The 21,820-nt window shown below is 41.3% G+C and carries 17 protein-coding genes; 2 read left to right on the top strand and 15 right to left on the bottom strand.

Features of this window, described 5'->3' with window-relative positions; all coding sequences use genetic code 11:
• Positions 1–39 precede the first annotated feature (39 nt).
• The 7 genes from ACTQ9S_RS09655 to fmt form a co-directional block, all read right to left on the bottom strand.
• A complete protein-coding gene (locus ACTQ9S_RS09655; RefSeq protein ID WP_440454825.1) occupies positions 40–558 on the bottom strand; it encodes a GbsR/MarR family transcriptional regulator in 519 nt (172 codons plus the stop codon).
• A gap of 127 nt (positions 559–685) precedes the next feature.
• Positions 686–1,315 (bottom strand): L-threonylcarbamoyladenylate synthase, encoded by a 630-nt coding sequence (locus ACTQ9S_RS09650; RefSeq protein ID WP_440454824.1) that lies wholly within the window; start codon positions 1,313–1,315, stop codon positions 686–688.
• 159 nt (positions 1,316–1,474) lie between these two features.
• Positions 1,475–2,725 (bottom strand): DNA-processing protein DprA, encoded by a 1,251-nt coding sequence (gene dprA, locus ACTQ9S_RS09645; protein WP_440454823.1) that lies wholly within the window; start codon positions 2,723–2,725, stop codon positions 1,475–1,477.
• A 35-nt stretch (positions 2,726–2,760) separates the two neighbouring features.
• Positions 2,761–3,858 (bottom strand): LysM peptidoglycan-binding domain-containing protein, encoded by a 1,098-nt coding sequence (locus ACTQ9S_RS09640; protein ID WP_068038776.1) that lies wholly within the window; start codon positions 3,856–3,858, stop codon positions 2,761–2,763.
• 466 nt (positions 3,859–4,324) lie between these two features.
• Entirely contained in the window at positions 4,325–5,746 is a 1,422-nt protein-coding gene (gene thrC / locus ACTQ9S_RS09635) for a threonine synthase (RefSeq protein ID WP_440454822.1), read from the bottom strand.
• Between the two features lie 200 nt (positions 5,747–5,946).
• On the bottom strand, positions 5,947–7,521 hold the full coding sequence (locus ACTQ9S_RS09630; RefSeq protein WP_440454821.1) for a transcription antitermination factor NusB: 1,575 nt from the start codon (positions 7,519–7,521) through the stop codon (positions 5,947–5,949).
• An 85-nt stretch (positions 7,522–7,606) separates the two neighbouring features.
• Positions 7,607–8,662 (bottom strand): methionyl-tRNA formyltransferase, encoded by a 1,056-nt coding sequence (gene fmt, locus ACTQ9S_RS09625; protein ID WP_440454820.1) that lies wholly within the window; start codon positions 8,660–8,662, stop codon positions 7,607–7,609.
• Positions 8,663–9,124: 462 nt separating this feature from the next.
• Here fmt and ACTQ9S_RS09620 point away from each other — a divergent pair, with 462 nt between their 5' ends.
• Positions 9,125–11,986 (top strand): response regulator, encoded by a 2,862-nt coding sequence (locus ACTQ9S_RS09620; protein ID WP_440454819.1) that lies wholly within the window; start codon positions 9,125–9,127, stop codon positions 11,984–11,986.
• Between the two features lie 143 nt (positions 11,987–12,129).
• Here the strand turns inward: ACTQ9S_RS09620 and ACTQ9S_RS09615 are convergent, their stop codons facing one another.
• The 8 genes from ACTQ9S_RS09615 to rpmH form a co-directional block, all read right to left on the bottom strand.
• Positions 12,130–12,804 (bottom strand): riboflavin synthase, encoded by a 675-nt coding sequence (locus ACTQ9S_RS09615; RefSeq protein ID WP_440454818.1) that lies wholly within the window; start codon positions 12,802–12,804, stop codon positions 12,130–12,132.
• 416 nt (positions 12,805–13,220) lie between these two features.
• The gene (gene ribD, locus ACTQ9S_RS09610; protein WP_440454817.1) at positions 13,221–14,276 is read right to left on the bottom strand and encodes a bifunctional diaminohydroxyphosphoribosylaminopyrimidine deaminase/5-amino-6-(5-phosphoribosylamino)uracil reductase RibD; all 1,056 of its coding nucleotides are present in this window, start codon (positions 14,274–14,276) and stop codon (positions 13,221–13,223) included.
• A gap of 187 nt (positions 14,277–14,463) precedes the next feature.
• Complete coding sequence (gene nrdR, locus ACTQ9S_RS09605; RefSeq protein ID WP_068329968.1) at positions 14,464–14,922, bottom strand: transcriptional regulator NrdR; 459 nt, start codon at positions 14,920–14,922, stop codon at positions 14,464–14,466.
• Between the two features lie 107 nt (positions 14,923–15,029).
• Positions 15,030–16,493, bottom strand: coding sequence for a tRNA uridine-5-carboxymethylaminomethyl(34) synthesis GTPase MnmE (gene mnmE / locus ACTQ9S_RS09600; RefSeq protein WP_440454816.1), 1,464 nt, complete (start codon positions 16,491–16,493; stop codon positions 15,030–15,032).
• A 184-nt stretch (positions 16,494–16,677) separates the two neighbouring features.
• On the bottom strand, positions 16,678–18,360 hold the full coding sequence (yidC, locus tag ACTQ9S_RS09595) for a membrane protein insertase YidC (RefSeq protein ID WP_068329975.1): 1,683 nt from the start codon (positions 18,358–18,360) through the stop codon (positions 16,678–16,680).
• 242 nt (positions 18,361–18,602) lie between these two features.
• Positions 18,603–18,980 carry a membrane protein insertion efficiency factor YidD gene (gene yidD / locus ACTQ9S_RS09590; protein WP_440454815.1) on the bottom strand — a complete coding sequence of 126 codons (378 nt, stop codon included), beginning with the start codon at positions 18,978–18,980 and terminating at the stop codon, positions 18,603–18,605.
• Between the two features lies 1 nt (position 18,981).
• Positions 18,982–19,353 (bottom strand): ribonuclease P protein component, encoded by a 372-nt coding sequence (rnpA, locus tag ACTQ9S_RS09585; RefSeq protein WP_068038808.1) that lies wholly within the window; start codon positions 19,351–19,353, stop codon positions 18,982–18,984.
• Positions 19,354–19,539: 186 nt separating this feature from the next.
• Positions 19,540–19,674 carry a 50S ribosomal protein L34 gene (rpmH, locus tag ACTQ9S_RS09580; protein ID WP_007394757.1) on the bottom strand — a complete coding sequence of 45 codons (135 nt, stop codon included), beginning with the start codon at positions 19,672–19,674 and terminating at the stop codon, positions 19,540–19,542.
• Between the two features lie 591 nt (positions 19,675–20,265).
• Here rpmH and dnaA point away from each other — a divergent pair.
• Positions 20,266–21,711 (top strand): chromosomal replication initiator protein DnaA, encoded by a 1,446-nt coding sequence (dnaA, locus tag ACTQ9S_RS09575; RefSeq protein ID WP_068038810.1) that lies wholly within the window; start codon positions 20,266–20,268, stop codon positions 21,709–21,711.
• Positions 21,712–21,820: the final 109 nt, after the last annotated feature.

The raw sequence follows: 21,820 nt of genomic DNA, 5'->3' as shown, positions 1-21,820 counted from the left end.
AAATATGTACTCAAAATTTTTTATTTTTACATAGTTAGATTATCCTAGAACCTTTTTAATACTCGCACCTAGTTTCAAAACTTTTTTAAGGGCGCTAGTCGGTAGTCTAAGCATCTCAGATGACCAAGTGGTGACTGTATCAACGAATTCTTGGGTATCACGAATACGTGCTTTTACTTCGCTATTTTCATGTTCAAACTCAGGGCTATTCATCAGTTCTTGTAAAAACTGTACTGTTGGATCCAGCTCACGCTTTTGGCGTTCAACTACAATGATACGTGCGAGCTCCCAAACATCAGTATTGGTCGTAAAATGATCTCGCCTGTCACCTAATATCGAAACCTTTTGTACCAACCCCCAATTTTGCAATTCTTTAATACTGTTTGAAACATTAGAGCGAGCAACCCCAAGAGTTTCGGTGATTTCTTCAGCATCTAACGGCTTACCAATGATATATAACAATGCATGAATTTGTGACATGGTGCGATTGACACCCCACTGCGAACCCATTTCGCCCCAATGTAAAATAAATTTTTCGGTCACAGGATTTAGTTTCATGATTGATATCTACTCACTATTTTCTAGAATTTATAACTGCCTTCTTGACTCATAGTGCGCCATTCTTTTATTTCTGTCAATAGTGAAATTAAGTAATCATACTGACTGTTTGAATGATTGCTACCCCCTAACGAACGATGAGACCTGTGGTTGCATCACAAATTTGGCTTGGTAAGGTATAACCTAGGGTCTCAGCTTTTAAGTAGCTGATTTGCTCGCCGAAATAAGCATAGGCATCAGTAAAGCTCATAGCAGGGGGCTGCCCTGATGGATTACAGCTTGTGGAAACTAATAGCCCAAACGGATTATGAGCACTTACCATCTGTTGGCATAACTGACGGATAATAGGGTGAGCGATAACTCTAACAGCGACAGTTTGGTGCTGACCCCTTATCCAAGGAGGTATGCTTGTAGCAAGTGTGCTCGGAATAGGCAATAACCAAGTATGCGCTTGCTGCTCTTGAGTATAATCAGTATTGTTATCTGTCTGCCAGCTTTTCACGACTTGCTCACGTTGAGCATCTTCTAATACCTCTAATAAAGGTGTTAATCGCTCTATGCTATCGGTAATGACGATCATGCCCTTTGCTTGTGGACGCTGTTTGATAGCTAAAATACGCTGAACTGCCGCTTTGTCATAAGCATCGCAGCCGATACCCCAAACGCTTTCAGTTGGATAAGCAAGTAGCTGCCCTTTTTTGAGCCACTTAGCAGCTTGAACGATAGAGTCGGTAATGAATGGTGCGGATTGTTTCATGACTTGAATACTTCAGGATAATAGAAGATTAAGCACTAATAATAACACAGGATAAAGAAAGACTAGGACGACAGAATTTGAAAACTGCCAAAACTGTACCCAGCTCAACGACTTAGAAATTGATAAACAGAAAAGTTTGAAGGTAAATAAAACATGACTTTAGACGCGTAAATAACGCCCACCCAGTACGTTGATGATACCTAGCAATTCAAGTTCCATCAACTGCCCAATGAGCTGCGGCGGTGCAAACCCGGTGGTGACTAAGAGCGCATCTAAATCTTGTCCATGCCAATCAAGCTGATCATAAACAACCTTTAAGTGCTCAGGTACGACTATTGCGCTACGAGGAGATTTGATATTAGACGATGCCGGTAGGCTAGCATTTGCGACAAGATTTTCGCTAGTGTCTATAGAGCTAGAGGACGGGACGCTCTGCAATTGATTACTGTTAGATTTGAGTATATTTACTGACTGATAGGTTTTACTATCATAATCCAGCTGACCATTAACATCTTCTAGCACTTGCTTAGGATGATAAATCAAAGTCGCGCCTTCACGTATCAGGTGATGGCAGCCTTCAGCATTACTATTATCAATATGACTTGGAATCGCAAAGACTTGTTTGCCTTGCTCAGAGGTTAGACGCGCAGTAATTAGCGAACCGCTTTGAACAGTAGCCTCTGTTACAATCGTCGCCAAGCTCAGTCCAGCAACTAAACGGTTACGACGCGGAAAAGTATGTTTGTGCGGCTGCGTGTGTGGTAATAGCTCACTGATAATACAGCCACCTTGCTCGATAATCTGAGCAAATAATTGATCATGATGATTGGGATAGTAAACATCAATACCCGTACCCATGACACCAACGGTACGACCTTGATATTCACGATCGGTTTGAGCTAACGCACCTAAATGCGCCCGCTTATCGACGCCCATTGCAAGGCCGCTTGTGACGACGTAACCTGCCTGCGCTAAGTACTGTGCTATATCAAAAGTGATTTTTTGCGCATGGGCGGTGGGTTTTCGGCTACCCACGATAGCGATTTGTGCTTGCTGCAAGCGCGCGCTATTACCACGATAAAATAGCAATGGTGGCGGATCATAAATCTGTAGGAGCTGAACAGGATAATCGGGTTGATCGGCAAATAGCAGGCTATAACGTTTCTCTATCAGCGCTTGCTGAATTTTATCGATACTGGCGAGCGTTTGCTCTGGCTGTTCATGACGTTTGAGGTGAGTGTGGTGAATACCTAACTGTCGCCATGCTTCTACCGTAGCCTGCCAAGCAAGCTGTGCATCATCAAAAGAGGTAATAAGCTTATGATAAGCAGACAATGATGCATTTACCTCATACCACAATGCCAATATAGCGCGCTGTTCAACTGATAAAGGAGGTAAATGTACCGTCATGACTGTTTTACTCGTAGATAATTGCTATAGAAGCTTTATAGATAAGGCGGTGGTAACAGTTGATCGCCAACATTCAGTGGTAGCTCTGAGCTTAAAACATAAGCGTAACTGATATCATCAAAAGTGTTGAATACCATCACCATACCAGACAGCTCGCTTGGCAAGCGTACAGGCGTGTCGTTATCTTTAGTATCACGTACTAAAGGCCCTTTTTGGTAGACAGACAGCACATCACCAGGTTTGGCGCCTTGCGTGCTACCTAAATTGATAGCTACCACACTACCCTTTGCCGCTGAGCTGATTGAATCCATAACCCGAACAATCAAACCACCACGATTTACAGTTGCAGGCTCAGGATAGAACACTGGTGGAATAGAATTATCCAGCTCTACAAACACGCGATCGCCTTCACGTACTTCTTTGCCATAAGAGTCGGTAAGTTGCAAACTACTTACGCCGTTCTCTTCAACGCTAGTTACCAAGCCAGTTGCTACTTGGGTGACTTCAAGACCAATAACTTTTTGGGTTCTGGGGTCGACATACAGCTCACCTTCACGATATACGCCATAACGTTGTCCAACGATAAGCGGAATTCCTTTGGTATAAATCTTATCGCCACTAGCAGTAATCAGGTTGCGCTTTTTGGACGCCAAGACATAAGGGGTAGTGTTGAAATCTTTTGGATTCACAATAATCGTTTTATCTAACCAGTGCTGGATCGCTGCCCGTGGAATCGGTGGAATACTATTGGCTACTGAAGTAACCGCAACCGTGCTAACGACTACATTGCCTGTTATTTGCTTTTCGATACCAGCACAACCTTCGCCTGTATCGACCCCAATTAACGTCTTACCTTGAATGACGCATAAAATGAGTACGTCATTAGGATAAATAAGGTTAGGGTTTTTAATTTGCTTATTGGTGGCCCAAATCTCTTTCCAGCGCCATGGGCTGTCTAAATAACGCCCTGAGATATCCCATAAAGTATCGCCTTTTTTGACAATATAGCGGTTGGGCGCATCTGCTTTAATGGTTGGGGCTGGGTTATTAGCTTGAGCAGTATTCATCAACATTACACTACTGAAAGCTGTGATAAGCAGCGCTTTTGCTATAGAGTTTAGGCTCATTTTCATGGTTGTATCCACAAGTTTTAAGGTACCGCGTAAATAGGGTTTTTGTTGTTTTATTACTTATCCTTGCAAGATTGAATCCAACAAGTTACCTAGTTGGTGGATTAATCGCCAAGACAGTTAAAATTACAATTATATACACATTAGCATATAATTAGACATCTGTTTACATAAAGTTAACCTGCAGAATATTTTATTGATTCTTGAATAGATAAGAGGTATGTATGAGACCTATATCACTCATAATACCAATCAATGATTCATTTGAAAAAATCTGTTTTACCGATGCCGAAAGAGAATACGTGACTTTTTTTCCTACTATTTTCAACCAGTAATACTGGTTTTTGAGTGGTGCTATTCATGGTTTATTCATTATTATTAAGCAAGCATTAAAAAGCCCCGCTACCTAGATTATTTAGGTAATGAGGCTTTTGGTTAACTATTCAAAGTTTCACGTGAAACGGATTATTTAGGCTGGAGTTGGTTGTACATGTTGACGAATCTGCTCAGCGACCAACTCTGCTTTATTATCCAAGATAACCACATGCTGCGGTAAGTCTTCTAAGCCTTCAGTATGAGCAGGACGAGCAATGTCTATCTGACCTACAGCCTCAACGATAGTCTCTGCAAATTTGACTGGCAACGCAGTCTCTGCGCAAATAATAACTTCGCCCTCTTGCTGAAGCTCTTTGGCGACTTTGATACCATCAGCCGTATGTGGGTCGACCAATTCGCCATATTGTTCATATAAAGATTTGATTGTTTGTAAACGGTCGGCGTGGGTAGACTTGCCCGCAGCAAAGCCATAACGGGTATTAACGGCTTCTAGCACATCAGATAAATCAAAACCTTGACCTGATTTTACACCCTCAAACAATTCATGAACACGCGCACTGTCTTTTTCTAGTAATAGATAAACAAAGCGCTCAAAGTTAGAAGCTTTGGAGATATCCATTGAAGGGCTAGAGGTCACGTAGGTTTTGTCGGTCGCACGTGGCTGGTAAGCACCTTGATTAAAGAAGTCATTGAGCACATCGTTCTCATTGGTCGCGACGATTAAACGCCCTATGGGTAACCCCATTTCACGAGCAATGTGACCTGCGCAAACATTACCAAAGTTACCTGAAGGAATACTAAAGCTGATTTGTTCATCATTGCTATTTGTCACTGCAAAGTAAGCTTTAAAGTAGTAAACAATCTGCGCCAAGATACGACCCCAGTTAATGGAGTTGACCGTGCCTAAATTATAAGCGGCTTTAAACTCTGCATCTTGTTGTAAGGCTTTGACGATGTCTTGGCAATCATCAAACATACCGTCGATAGCGATATTATGAATATTGTCATCCGTTAAGCTATACATTTGCGCGCGCTGGAATTCGCTCATTTTGCCATGTGGTGACAGCATAAAGACTTCGATGTTTTCCTTACCGCGCAGTGCATATTCAGCCGCACTACCCGTGTCACCGCTGGTCGCACCAATGATGGTAATGCGTGCCTCTTTTTGCTTAAGTACATACTCAAAAGCATTGCCCAAAAACTGCATCGCCACATCTTTGAACGCTAGCGTTGGACCGTTGGACAATCCTAAAATGTAGAGATTATCTTCAAGCTTACGTACTGGCGTAATCTCTGCACTACCAAATACCTCAGTCGTATAAGTACGCTCTACAATATCTTTTAGATCAGCATAAGGAATATCGGTAGCAAAGCGCTGCATGATAGCTAGCGCTAACGCTGGATAGCTGAGCGTACGCCATTCATCAAGCGTCGCATTATCGATATTTGGATAGTGTTCAGGCAACATCAAGCCACCGTCAGGTGCAAGCCCCATTAAGAGCACATCACTAAAATCCATCGGCGCTGTCTGACCACGGGTACTGATATATTTCATGGTTATTCCCTACTTAAAACGTCTAAAGTTAGTCTTTAGTACCTGAATTAGTACCTGAGTCTCAACATCGTATAAACTATCGTAGACTAGTGTTTTTAGCCTAGCATTTTGCTTGCGCAAAGGTTTATGCTTGGCTAGTAAGCACCAGCCTATATCAATGAATTTAGAAGGCTGAGAGTGAGGTTCTATAATATTGTATTTTATTGAGCCGTCTTTTGCAGCAAAGCATAATAAAAACCATCGCCACCCATATTATCAATCGGTAAGCACTGACGACCGATAGCTTGCGCGATGCCCCAGTTGCAATCCTCGGTAAACTCAATGGCAGTCGCATTGTTATAGTGAGTGAGGAACTCTTGCATTTGTTCGACGTTTTCTTGCTTTAAGATAGAGCAAGTCACATATAATAGATAGCCACCGACTTTAAGTTGTGGCCACAGATTATGCAAGATATCCGCTTGTAACAGTGCGGTTTGCTCGACGTCTTCTTCCGTACGCAAGATACTGATATCAGGATGACGACGAATCACCCCAGTAGCTGTACAAGGTGAGTCTAGTAATATAGCGTCAAATACGAGCTTGCTCTTTTTCTTACCAGCCCCTTGCCATGTCGTGGCGTCCGCACAAACAATATTGAGCGCGATGTTTTTTTCAGCTTGCTCTAAGTCTTGCTGTGTTAAATTTAGGCGCTGTAAGTTTTCATAAATACGCTCGATACGCGGTGCTTCATTATCGATAGCCGTTACCTTGATGTTATTAATCACAGGTGACGTTTCAGCATCTTCTTGTTTCACGTGAAACGACAACGACTCATCTAAGCTCAATAGTTCTAACCAATGAGCCAGTTTACCGCCGGGTGCAGCGCAAGCATCTAAAATGTGTAGCTGGTTATTATCAGCGTCTGAATCAATGTCTGTATTAGACTTATCAGCACTAACTTTATTCATTAAAGCGGTATGAATGAGTGGCGCAGCAAGTTGAGCATGCATATCTTGTACGCTGGCAGCACCTTCAGCGAAATGAGGCAAAGCGTTCACTGCAGTGCTTTGATGTAACCTAAGACCTTTGGTTGATAATGTTGTAGGCGTGGCTGTATCTGACGAACTCATTAAGTTAAAACCACTGGTTAGCTCAACCAAATCCGCTTCTATCTCTGCACCATCCAATGCTTGCTGATAATCCTCTACTGAGCTAACCCCTGAGTTTACCCGTAAAAACATCGGCGCAGCTTGGCGTAAACCTTGGGTCAGCTCATCATACTGCTCGCTCCAGTCTTGCTTAAGCTGATAGGCTAGCCAATTCGGTAGACTATGCTTTTTGTCGCACTTCTTACGGAACTTGCTTGGGTTCTTAGCTACTTTACGTAAGATGGCATTGATAAGACCTGTCGCATGCGCAAACTCGATTTCTTTCGCCGCTTCGACCGTTTCATGAATGGCCGCATGGTCAGCGACTTCTAAATAAAGCAGTTGTACTAGGCCCACTTGAATGGTGGTGCGCACCTCAATCTCATCGATAGGATTATCTGCCAAGCTATCGAGCAATCGTGCAAGTGCATGCCATTGACGTAGAGTGGTTAGCAATAGGGCGTGTGCAAAGCCTTTATCGCCATCATGCAAACTGTTTAACAATGGGTCAAGAACGCTTGAGAGCGACTGACCATTTTGAATAGCCAGTAAGGTGCGAATTACTCGTACGCGTACGCTGCCATTCATAATGAGATTGCTTGAACGTTTGAGCTTATTATTTCTTGGCGCAGTGCTGGTTTGTCTCATTAAATTTGATTTCCTTGACGCATGATCGATAGCGTCTTGTGCAAGTGGGATTGCTTATAATTAAAGTACATTAAGCTTAATTGAATTATTTCGAATCAGTCGTAAACTGGTCACCATCATCAAGCTGATTGCCATGACAGACTTGCTCAGCGGTAACGGGTTTGCTACCAGCAAACTGTAATTTGGTTATGGCGAGCGTGCTAGCAGGTTGTTCTTTATCGTCGGTTTGCTGATTGTTACCACAGGCTATTAAAATGGCTTTACGTCCAACACTAATAACTTTGCCTGCTGGCTCTGTCGTTTGCTGCGACGGATTAACTGCTAAGCTTTCTAATATCTTTACACGTGCACCATCTAAAAAAGTATAAGCACCAGGCCACGGTGTTAAACCACGAATTTGACGCTCAATAACGCTAGCAGATTGCGTCCAATCAATTTCGCCCTCAGTTTTTACCAGCTTTTCAGCGTAATTGGCTTGATTGTCATCTTGGGCAATTGCTTTTGCTTGGTAGCTTGGCAAATCTTGTAGGACAGTGCTTATAGCAGTTGCCCCTAAGTCGGCTAACTTATCATGTAAGCTTGCCGCCGTATCATTATCAGCGATAGTACAGCTTACTTTATGGAGCATATCGCCGGTATCCAGCCCCTTATCCATCTGCATGATGGTAATGCCGGTCTCAGAATCTCCTGCTAATAGCGCGCGATGGATAGGTGCAGCACCGCGCCAACGTGGCAGTAGTGAGGCATGAATATTTAGACAACCATAGGTAGGTGTGGTCAACACACCAATGGGCAAAATAAGACCATATGCTGCAACGATCATCACGTCAGGCTGATAGCTTGATAACGTTTGCCTTGCGGCCATACCTTCTGCGCTGGATTTTTTGAAGGTAGCAGGCTGTTCAACAGGAATGTCATGAGTGAGCGCTACTTGCTTGACCGCAGACGCAGCCAGCTTTTGGCCACGTCCCGCTTTCCGATCAGGCTGCGTATATACCGCGACCACATCTATATTAAGCCGCTCTTGCTGAGCAATTAATGACTCAAGACTAGAAGCGGCAAATTCCGGCGTGCCTGCAAACACTATGCGCAAGCGATTGGGTCGTACAATACTGTCAGAAGCAGAGTTAATTGTGGTCATAACACCCATATTACATATTAGATTAGTAGTCGTGACATTATAGGTGAGTTTACAGTGTAGTGCTATGATTGTGGTTCAAGACCATAGCAGTCTATTTTGGGTTATATTTGCAATCTATATTACTGATGTATTCTATATCGACATAAGTTTATCAAAACTAACTATTAACCCATACTTATCACATTATGTTTAAATATTTGACTAGATAAACCTCTTTTTTCTGACCTAAAAGTTCGCTAAGCTGCTAAATTAGTACGATTGCCATAACCATGCTGGTAGTAAATTTGTTACTATAAGTAATCTATATTACTGCTTATCACAATAACCTAAAAAAATTTAACAATAAAATCCAAGAATTATAGGTGAAAACTAGCGGTTAAAACGTACCATCCAATTATTAGAGTAGATTATTTTAGCTTACCATCGCACTACCTTGTCGCGCAGGTATAGGATAATATCCCCATGCAACAGTTTCAGTCATTAAAACGTCTGCTTTTCTTTTACATCTTGACGCTGCTGATAATGCTGGTCTTATACTATGCCATGATGTTTTCGGCACTCAAAACCCAAAGCCAAGAACATAGCCAAGTTGTTTTTACGGCGCTGAAACATGAAACGACTGATCATGCCGTACCGACAGAGGCTGATATCGAAAAAATACTCACCAAACCTTTTTTTCAGGATATCAGTTATCAGCTAATTCTCATGATGCCTTCTGGGCAGACATACGTCTATCGTCACACTCAGCCTTTTGAGCAACAATTTTCTAATATCAGTCTTCCTACACTTACGACTACATCTAAGACTGCAACAAGCTCATATCAGATAAATAATGATACCCTGACAGGTAAAATTAAGGTTGAAAGTGGTCATCAGATATATGTAGTACTGCGCCATCAACCTCTTGATATAAACTGGATATCTTACCGGTTTTGGTTGCCTTTGATGGCAGCAATTATGTTGTTTAGTCTAGCACTACTTTATATGCTCAAACGCCGGACTAATTGGGACCAGTTAGTACAGTATACAGAAAGCCTGACGATGTCATCTAAGGAAGCCTATTTACCGCCACCGTTTGTAAAGGAAACAACCACCCCTGAATTCTTGCGCTTAGGTCATTCTCTAAGCCGGGTCAGCTATCAGCTACACGATCATCATCGACGCATCAAAACGCTTAGCCAGCGTTTGGAACATTTGGTTAATCAAGCTCCTTTACCGATGCTTATGGTCATGCGCCAAGGTCACATAAGTTTTTTTAATCAGCGCTTTGAACAAGTTTTTACTACCGCTTTCCAGCGTGATTCTAATTATAGCTTAACGGATTTTTTGACTGGCAGTGATAAAGCGACCCAACAACTATTACAGAAACTATCTACTCTACGCGTTACTCGTAATCTGTTAGTTTATGGCTTAGAAGATAAACAAGCTTATCAGTTACATATCACTCCATGGTTTGGGGCACACGGACAAGTTCATGGCTTTACCGTATTACTCAATAACGTCGATAAGCTCGTTAAACAAGTAGATGACCTACAGCTTCAAAACCAGCAAGCGCAATTACAAATAAAAGAATTTGCTAAACTTAGATCTATTATTGGTCATGAGTTACGTACCCCGCTAAACGCAATTATTGGTACGTTAGAGTTGATAGAGGCGAATCGCTTAACGCCAGGTCAGCAAGAAGTGCTATCCATGTTGAGTCAGTCTAGTCAGTCAATGCTAGCGATGCTGAACGATATGCTCGACATGGCAAAAATAAAAGCAGGTAAGGCTGATATCGTCAATGAGCCTACTGATATTTTTAAACTTGGGCAACATATTAGTGATTTGATGGTCGGTAGCGCGCGCAGGCAAGGCATTAATTTATTGTACTTCTTTGCCCCTGACTGTCCGCGCTATGTCAGCACTGATGGCAACCGCCTACGCCAAATTCTGCTTAACTTACTAGATAATGCGATCAAATTCACCCCAGCAGGTTATGTGGCGTTAATTGTTGAACCCATTACTTATGAGCAGATGTGTTTTATCACTAGTCTTAACAGTAAGCGCACCTTAACCAGTGCTGCACGTAACCAAAACTTAGCGCCTGATAACCGCCTACCTAATACGGTCGTTAATACTGGGGCTAACCATCAATGGATGCGCTTTAGCGTCAAAGACACAGGTATTGGCATTGCAGATTCTGAGCAACACAGACTTTTTTCATACTTCAATCAAGCAAATAAGCAAATTAGCCAAAAATTTGGTGGTACAGGACTCGGTCTTGCTATCTCCAATAGCTTCGCACAGTTATTAGGTGGCTTTATTCAACTAGATAGTGAGCTTGGCATAGGCAGTAACTTCTCTCTGTACTTACCTTGTCATACGCCAACTTATCAGCCGATATATCATTTCCACAGCAGCCTAACCCATATTCGCCTCATTGCTGTTGTTGAACAAGAAATTTGCGCAACATTTCTACAGCAGGTGTGCTCACATCTATCGTTGCCTGTCAGTATCTATACCAATTTAGACAGTGCTGCTGCGCAACAGTTATATGAGCAGCTAGAAAAGGAAGCACAAATACTAAAACCAGTATTGCTACTAGATTATGAATATTATGAGACTCACAGCCTTTTACCAGCTCATCTTTCAGTGGCTACTGAAAGCTCAAAAACAGGTAGCCCAGCGAAACCCAATGACAATGAAAAAAGTAAGATTATTAATAACTTACTGAATAATACTTCCTTACCAAAACTCTTATTAAGCATGAAGCCCGAACGCAGTATTACTTCTTCGTTATTGGACAAATTTGACGGATTTTTGAATAAACCTTTAGATATTGCATTGTTACTATCTGAGCTAATACGTTTAGCACAGCCAGCAACCATTACTCAGAAAAATAAAGATACTATTGACGATTTTGAGAGTAAGAAGGAATTCACTGTAGAGATTAATACTAAGGAAGCATCTACAGCTCCTTTGGTTTTAGTTGTCGATGATAACTCGACCAATCAAAAGATTACTTGTAAGCTATTGGACAAACTAGGCTATTCTTGTTTGGTTGCAGATAATGGCCGACAAGCCTTAGAGCAACTTGATGTTCAGAGACAACAAATTGCCCTAATTCTTATGGATTGCCGTATGCCAGTTATGGATGGCTTGCAAGCTACCCAAATCATACGATCACAAGGAGATAGTATTCCTATCGTCGCATTAACTGCCAATAATACAGAAGATGATCGTGAGGCTTGTCGCTTAGCAGGAATGGATGATTTTTTGGCCAAACCTATCAACAAAGATAAATTGCAGACGGTTTTGCAAAGCCTAATGACAACCGAATAAGCTATCTATCACTTATTATCGACTATCACTTCATTCTGCTTTCGTTATTTTCAATAGCTCTGATAACTGTCTTAGGGCGCGCCCTCAATCTGAATGAACAAACTCTTAATAAGGACACGCCCTAGTATTTAACAAAATATTTGTTATTTCATAAAGCCATTATCCGCTAAAAAAGCTTCTGTAATCTGGCTTTGCGGACTTGGCGCATTCATGCCACTAGTTTGCGACTTGTTTATTAAACGTTCTAAGTAGCGCGCAACGATATCCACTTCGATATTAACTTTGCTGCCAACCAGCCAGTGCTTAGCGATATTGGTCACTTGCGCGGTATGAGGAATGATATTTAAAGAGACAATGTTGTCACGTACAAGGTTGGTCGTCAGGCTAATACCATCAACCGTGATAGAACCTTTAGTCGCCGTATAGTGAGCCAATTCTTGTGGTATCTCAATTTCGATATAGATAGAGCGCGCATCTTGTTGTAGCTTACTGACCACCCCTACTCCGTCAACGTGACCGGCAACGATATGTCCCCCAAAACGAGTCGTTGGGAGCATCGCCTTTTCTAAGTTGACAATATGACCTGCTTTTAGCTCTTCAAGCGCTGTACGAGCAATCGTTTCACGTGAGACATCAACAGAATAATGATTACTACCAAACTCTACGACGGTCAAACAAATACCGTTTGAAGCAATAGAATCCCCTAACTTTACATCACCAAAATCTAAATCATCAGACTCTATCGTCAAACGTATGTCACCGCCTGTAGGCTGCATGGATTTAACCTTTCCAACACTTTCTATAATTCCGGTAAACATATAGACCTCATCTCATTATTATATTGCCGTTATCGACAACGTATTTTGATTTATTGATAGCATTTGTCTGAGCTAGATTTTTAGTGAAACACGATCTCATTTTAAGCTCACTAGGGGATAAGTTGTGGATAAGTAACCATAAATCAACCTAGGGCACATTAAAAACCTTTGTTTCCGTCAAGTTATCCACAGAAAACCAAACTTTGACCAAAATTAGGAATTTGTTGAACTATAAACCCAAGCCATTGATTAATATGTACTTTTATTTATTTTTCAATAAAAATTTCGATCTATTAGTTTCATGTGAAACAAAGTTATACACAGTTTCATGTGAAACCCGATGTAAAACCAGCTACTTATCCACACTTAGTACATGTTTAGCACAGATTGTGGATAAGCTGTTTATAAATAACAAGTTATAGAGGGTGCAAGGTCAGTTTAAGATCAGGAGTTAGTTGTTCATGTCTATGAATATCAAACCGTAGCTGCTGAGCTAAAGTTAAGGGATTGAAATCGACCATCGGTCGTGCTTGCGCTCCTAATAAACAAGGTGCTTGATAGACAATTAACTCATCTACCAATTGTTGGCTTAAAAAGCTACCAGCGACGCTAGCGCCCGCTTCTACCAATACGTCATAGCATTGATGCTCACTGACTAAATTTTTAAGTAATGCCGTTAAGTTATCTTCACGCCAATAAAGCGTATCTGCTTGGCGGCATAACTGATAATCAGCTTGTGGATTGTGTTCTAAACGCTGACGCCTATCGAGTATCACTATCTTTGGTGCCGGAACATGGTCAGCTGGCATACCTAATTGAGTAGAGCGCACGTTAAGCTGTGGATTATCAGCAATAACGGTCTCACTGCCCGTTATAATCGCGCTACTTTGAGCGCGTAGTTTTTGTACATCTTCACGAGCAGCTGTCGAAGTAATCCATTTCGACTCCCCAGACGCCATCGCTGTACGACCGTCAAGGCTAGTGGCGATTTTGAGACGTACATAAGGCATTTGGGTACGCATCGCCTTTAAAAACCCACGGTTCAATGCCTCTGCTTGCTCTGTTAGTACACCAACCGTGACTGCAATGCCGGCCTGCTCTAAAAGTCTCACACCGCGTCCAGCAACTTGTGGATTAGGATCAAGACCGGCAATCACGACACGTTTTACACCAGCCTTAATAAGACCCAAAGCGCATGGTGGCGTACGCCCTGTATGACTACAAGGCTCTAAAGTCACATAAGCGGTTGCTCCTATTGCCTGCGCACCAGCATCTTTGAGCGCAAATACTTCCGCATGGGGCTCACCAGCTTTGGGATGGAATCCTTGACCAACTATCGTCTCTGCTTGAACGATGACACAGCCTACGGCTGGATTAGGCCTAGTGGTATATAAACCTTGCTTAGCTTGCTCAATAGCGAGCATCATAAAGTAGCGGTCTTGCGCATCTTGAGCGTGATTTGGAATCGACATAGAGGTAGACTTAATTTATAAGAGAAAATTGAAGCAAGTTATAGTAAATTCGCTATAAAAACGATACAGCGAGACTGGTATAAATTTTTTGCAGCCTCTGTCAGCGTAGACACAGCAAGCAAGAAAAATTTATACCAGTTGCGCATCACATTACAACGTATTGATTTTATTTGGTATCGACTATAGCTTATTTTTCATTAGGACGGATATTGGCAATCTCTTGATGAAAAGCATCAATATCTTGAAAGTCACGATAGACACTGGCAAAGCGTACATAAGCGACATCGTCTAAGGCTTTGAGCTCACTCATGATAATTTCGCCCAAGACTTTACTGCTAATCTCCCGCTCTCCCATCTGTCTGACACGCTTCTCAATACGACTAATCATCGCCTCTTGCTCGTCAATCGTGATAGGGCGCTTTTGTAAAGGTAACAAAATAGAGCGACGCAGTTTCTCATTATCATAGGGCTCAATCTTGCCACTTGATTTGATAATTCTTGGCATCACGACTTCTACCATCTCAAAGGTCGTAAACCGCTCTTGACAGCTACTACAGGAACGGCGACGGCGCACTTGCGCACCTTCCGCAGCAAGACGCGAGTCGATAACTTTGGTCTCTGACGCGTTACAATACGGGCAGTGCATAGTATTTTCCTTGTTTTAATATTGAAAACCAGAGTAGTTATTCATAAGACCAAGCTTTTCAAAAAATAATTTGTCTCAGTTGACCGGAGAGAAAAATTATTTGCTAGCTACTTACCAATACAAAAACTGCCAAATATCTTGCCCAATAGGTCATCAGCACTAAATTCACCAGTGATCTCACCCAAACTGTACTGAGCTTGACGTAAGCTTTCAGCAACGAGCTCCCCTGCTTGAAAAACAGTTAGCTGTTCGTGCGCCTCTGCTAAATAATCAGCCGTCCGCCTCAGCGCATCTAAGTGCCGTGTACGGGCAATGAGGCTGTTTTCTGGTGGATGAAAGCCTACCTTAGCACACAATACTTCAACTAGCGTATCGATGCCAGCGCCTGTTTCACATGAAACATTGACTTGTTCATAACCTCGGTCTTTTACTTCATTTTGCGACACAGAGATTGTTTTTTCACTATTAGTATCGCTTAATAAATCACTTTTATTAGCAATAATCAATAAGCGTTTGGCCTCTGGTAGCTCACCAAATAGCTGTTCTGCAAGCTGTAATGGTGTACTCTCTTCTTCAAGATCACGAGTAACGTCGTAGACCATCAGCAACATGTCAGCCTGTGTAATGGCAGTACGCGCACGCTCAATACCTATACGCTCTACGGTATCTTCTGTGTCACGTAGACCTGCCGTATCGGTGAGATGCAATGTTAGACCATTAAGCACGACGGTCTCTTGCAGCGTATCACGAGTCGTACCTGCTACATCAGTGACGATAGCACGCTCTTGTCCGGCCAGACGATTGAGCAAGCTTGATTTGCCTGCGTTTGGTCTGCCCGCTAAAACCACATGAATACCATCGCGTAAGAGCTGACCTTGTTTTGCCGTCGCCAATACTTGCTGGATTTTGTCTTGTGTTTGCTCAAGTTTATTTTGTATAACGCCGTCAGATAAGAAGTCTACGTCCTCTTCATCAGGGAAATCAATGGCAGCTTCAACGTGCAAACGCAGATGAATAAGTTGCTCTAATAGCTGATTAATCTTTTGTGAAAATTCACCGCTGAGTGAACGAATAGCACTACTAGCAGCAGCAGCACTGGTCGCGTCAATAGCATCTGCGATAGCTTCTGCTTGCACCAAATCCAATTTATCATTATCAAAAGCACGATAAGAGAATTCGCCTGCACTGGCTTGTTTTGCGCCTAGTTCAAATACTCGAGCTAGCAACTGATTTTGCAAAATCATGCCACCATGCCCTTGTAGCTCAAGCACATCTTCACCTGTGAATGAATGCGGACCTTTAAAGTACAGCACTAACCCTTCATCAATGACCGTGCCATCAGCCTGATAAAAACGGCAAAAACTGGCCATACGTGGCGTAAAAGCAGACTTACCAGTTAGCACACAGGCAATATCATAAGCACGCGCACCTGACAGACGTATAACGCCCACACCACCACGTCCAAGCGGTGTGGCGATGGCGGCAATCGTGGCCAATCCAGATGAGTTAGACTTTCCAGATGAATCAGGTACGGCTAATGCCAACTCTAAGGAATCCACAATTACTCTCATTAACTAAAAACTCCATTATAGACGGCTGAAGACAGACTGACAAAGCAAACTTTAAATAGCGATATTCTGATGTTGTTTTACTCTTTTTTATTCAGTGTCAATTGAATGCGATATAAGGTTGTCACGTATAAAAAAACCACCGCTTGCGCGATGGTCCTTATTATTTACGTGTACTAATTAGCTATCAATCAAGAACTTTAACAGTACGTTGTTTTTGCTCTTCTTCTACTTTTTTGTTCACAATGTATTGATGCGTCATACTAAATAAGTTGTTCACCGTCCAGTACAATACTAGACCTGCTGGGAAGAACAGCATGAAAGCGGTAAAGATAATCGGTAAAAACTTCATGACTTTCGCTTGCATTGGATCAGCTGGCTGCGGGTTTAGCTGCTGCTGTACAAACATTGACGCACCCATCAGTAATGGCAATATAAACCACGGATCCATCGCTGATAAATCCTGAATCCACAAGATCCATGGTGCATGACGCAGCTCAACACTTTCGACCAATACCCAATATAACGCTAAGAAAATCGGCATCTGCATCAATATTGGCAAACAACCTGCCATTGGATTGACTTTTTCTTCTTTATAAATGCCCATCATTTCTTGCGACATTTTCATTCTATCGTCGCCATGCTCTTCTTTAAGCGCCGCCAATCTCGGTGCAATAGCTCGCATCTTTGCCATCGAATAGTAGCTCTTATTAGAGAACCACATTAAGGCAAATTTAACCAAGATAGTCAGAACAATAATTGACCAACCCCAGTTACCAATGATTTTGTGGATACCATCAAGTATGGCGAATAAGATTTTTGATATTGGCCATAATAGTCCATAATCAACGGTCTTGTTCAGACCTACAGCTACGTCTTTAAGCTCAGACTGTACTTTTGGTCCTGCATATAATGTTGCATTTAACGTTACTTGCTTGTTAGGCGCAACATTGACAGGCTGACTATTAAAGCCAATAAAATAATCACTACCAGTTTCACGACTAAAGAATTTACCTGTAAAGTTTTCAGGGGTCCATGCAGATACAAAATAATGCTGCACTATTCCAACCCAACCTTTGTCACTGGTAGTAGTCAACTCACCATCGCTAAACTTGCCAAACTTCAGCTTATTATAGGGATCGTCAGGTGTACCCCAAGCGCCGCCCAAATAGGTCGCCATGCTCAGCGCACCTTTATCAGACATACCAGGATCTTTACTATCGTCGCGTTTTAACTGTGCAAACATTTGACCTTGCCAAGCATTCGCAGAAGCGTTTTGGATCTGATAACTAATATCAATAGGATATTTATCTTGGGTGAAGGTAAAAGTCTTGGTAATTGTCACGCCATCTTTTTTATAAGTTAGCGGTACTGACAACGTTTTTTGCCCTTCCTTCATCGCATAATTGCTAGCAGTATGGCTGTAATTAGCACGGCCTTCTGCTGTATCAATACCATCTTGACCAATTAGACCAGATTGAGCGACGTAAACACGATTGCTGTTATTCTCTAACAATACGAAAGGCTCATCGCTATCGAGCGTAGCGTCATACTGCTTAAGAGCAGCATAGACGATGTCGCCGCCTTCTGGATTGATTTTGATGTCATAGCGATCAGTCGTTACCGTGATTAGACCTGAATTTTTAGCAGGTGTCGTAGTCACAGCACCAGTATCGACAGGTGATGTCTGCACTGGAATATCACCTGCTGCACCGGTAGTAGATGGAATGTCAGCACCTACTGACGTTGCAGCTTCTGGCGCAGTGTCTACAGCTGGTGCATCGGCATAATCATCTCGCCATGCCAAAATCAGCAGATAAGCGGTGATTAGCATCGCAATGATGATCATCACCCGAAATATCTTTTGCATAAACCTTTCCTAGATTAAAAAATTAGGGAATGAAAAATTAGGGCATGTGTCCTGACTTTACAGCACAGCTATATTCATAACTGACAACTGTATTGGTAGTCATTTACATAAAATGTGCATCATTTTACTAAAATTTCGTCTCGAATGATACCAAGAGTGTGGATAACTTGTGGGTAACTAAATAGAAGTGATGAAATAATATGCCAACAGCAAACATAATAAGGAGTCTATTGTGGCGCACCTTAAGAGATTGACTTCATCAAGTAGTTTAAACGTGAAACATAACTCTGGCTATCTTTGTACACCCCAAACCCTTGTGCCCTGACATTAACTAATGTAGTAGAGGGTAGATATTGATAACTATAAGACGCTAAAGGTAAGGGTACAAAATCAATACCATGCCCACCTAAAGGATGACAGCTTCCAATACGTTTTAACAGCAGCCAGCTCCCTGCCCGAACCCCATGCCATGCCAAAGCCTGTTTGCCATAGTTCGAACACGTTGGATAATAACGACAACGGGCAGGTAATATTGGACTTATTACCTTTTGATAAAAAATAATTAAGATATATAAAAACTTATAAATAAATTTTTTTTTATTTTTAAAAAAATAATTCATTTTATTTTTTTTCTATTTTTTTAAATATATTATTTATTTGATTTTTTAATTCTTTATTATCTATACCTTTTATAGATTTTTTAACAATAAATACAATATCTTTATTTTCTAATATAAAAGACTTTGTTCGAAACTGCTCACGTATTTGACGTTTAATTAAATTCCTAGCAACAGCAGTAGGTACTTTGCGTTTAGTAATAGCCATGCCCACACGTGGTTGCTCATGAGTATTAGTGCGTACGAAAGCCATTAAATGACTCTGATGGAGCTTACGCTCAGGTGCATCAAATACCTCACGAAAGGCAGCAGGCGTCAGTAGACGTTGCTCTTTAGTGAAGCGGGCGGTAGGTGTAGCTGAGTTAGTATTGGGCATAGTACAACCTAAAATAGAAGCTAATGACAACATCAGATGTAATAGTAAAATGTAGAAACAAAAAAAGCGCCGATGTGGGCGCTTTTAATATATGGCTACGTGTCAGTTGTGATGATTGACTATCGCAATCTATAATTAATAAATACACAACAAGCACTATTAGCCATGCTTATCGCAATCTACTGATTATACAGTAAGGCGATGACGTCCTTTAGCGCGGCGACGAGCTAAGACCTGACGGCCTTTTTTAGTTGCCATACGAGCACGGAAACCGTGAGTACGTTTACGCTTGATCACGCTTGGTTGGAATGTACGTTTCATAACTCACCTATCAAAATAATGGACTAAATTCGTAATAACGGAGGATTATACCATTCCATTATATTTTGGTCAATAAACTAATTTACTGTGTTATTAACCCATCATTTTTATTCAAGTGATGACCAGTTTTTACTCACTTATTATTTGTTAAATTGAATGGTTAAATATCTATTTGATAGGTATCTTGTGCGAAAGTTACCCACAGAATTAGTCGAACTTTATAATAACTAATTAATTAATATATATAAGTATTGTTGTTATTGGGGACCATATTATCTGTGGTTAAGTCGAATTTATTGTTTGTTATCAAGATACTAAGCTATGGGTAAACTTGTGGATAACCTGTGGGTGAAATATGGATAACTTGGCTTATTGACTTATCCACAAAACTGTCCACAGTCTTATCCACAAAAAACAGGATGTTATCCACAGGCTATCTGTGTTAAATTAGCCCCCAGCTTGATGTGCGGTTTTGGCTTGTTCAACGCTATTACTTTTATGCAGTACGCATAAGTTATAGCGACTAAAGAGTTACAAGCAAAAGCGTTGATGCACACTTATTTATTTTAGGTTATGGGGTTCGTACTTTTCATGATAGATACAGCAGCTATTTGGGATAAATGCCTAAACGATTTACGTTATCACGTTAAAGATAATGTATTTACTATGTGGTTAAGACCACTATCAGCACATCAAGAAGCGCAGACACTTATTATTCTTGCCCCTAATGATTACTTTGTAACGTATATCAAAAAAAACCATTTGCATGATATTCAGCAGCTGGTAGCTAAGCATAGCCAAGGCAGTATTGAAGAAGTTATTGTGCGTGTTGATAACGCTGGCCGTGACATTGAAGATAATAATCAGCTTGAGTCAGGTTCCTTATTTGCAGAAGATAAGCCCTCCCCTACCCTTACAGATCACAATTTTGAAACGACGCATAATAATATTGCTAGAGCAGATATTGATGCCAACACGCGTCATGCAGAATTGGTCGACTCAGCCGATGCTAAGTCATTAAGTTATCTTAACCCTGATTTTACCTTCGAAACCTTTGTCACCGGTAAGTCTAATAATTTAGCTTACAAGGCATGTTATGAGCTTAGTAAGCGCCAATCAAAGAATCGTCACAATCCTTTATTTATATACGGTCCTTCAGGATTGGGAAAAACGCATTTAATGCATTCTGTAGCACATCGCTATTTAAAAAATAATAGAAGTTTTTATTATTTCACTTCTGAAAAATTTATTAATCAATTAGTTTATTCATTAAGAAATAATAAAATAGAAGATTTTAAAAAGAAAATAAAAAAAGTAGATTTATTAATTGTAGATGATATTCACGTATTAGCTGGAAAGACTAAAAGCAGCAATGAGTTTTTGACTTTATTTGCTGATTTTACTAGTGGTGATAAGCAGTTGATTTTGGCTTCTGATCGTCACCCATCGCAGATGACTGAATTCGACGAACGTTTTAGATCGCGTTTTTCTTGGGGATTGACGGTAGCTGTTGATCCTCCAGAAATCGACACTCGCATGCAAATCTTACAAAAGAAAGCGGCATCTTATGGAATGGCACTTCCTAAAGAATGCGCGTTATTTATTGCTCAAAATGTCGTTTCAAATGTTAGGCGTTTGGAAGGTGCATTGAATCAGGTGTTTGCAAACGCTAATTTGACTGGAGCGCCGATTACTCTTGAGATGGTGCAATATGCGCTAAAAGATATCGTCGCTATGCGCGTACAAGCGGTCAATATGGACAATATTCGTAAAGTTGTCGCTGAGTACTATGATGTAACAGTTAAAGATATCATGGGGCGTAAACGTACTCGTAGTATTGCAAGACCCCGTCAAATAGCGATGGCATTAGCACGTGAGTTAACAGGTGATAGCTTTCCAGAGATTGGACAGTCATTTGGTGGACGTGACCATACAACGGTGATGCATGCTTGTGATAAAGTTAATCAACTACGAGCAGCGGATCCTGCATTCGATAAGGACTATAAGACGCTAGCGCTGATGTTACAAGCGGCTTAGAGGAGCCTAGGATCACTATGTTTTAGTAGGGTGATATGGTTTATAATAGTCTCAGCATCTATCTACTATATGGATTATATTAGGTGGACAGTATCGAACCATTATCTAT

The organism is Psychrobacter sp. ASPA161_9, assembly GCF_051970275.1.
Taxonomy (GTDB): domain Bacteria; phylum Pseudomonadota; class Gammaproteobacteria; order Pseudomonadales; family Moraxellaceae; genus Psychrobacter.
Note: the sequence above shows the minus strand (reverse complement) of the source record. Positions and strands in the feature narration are given on the sequence as shown.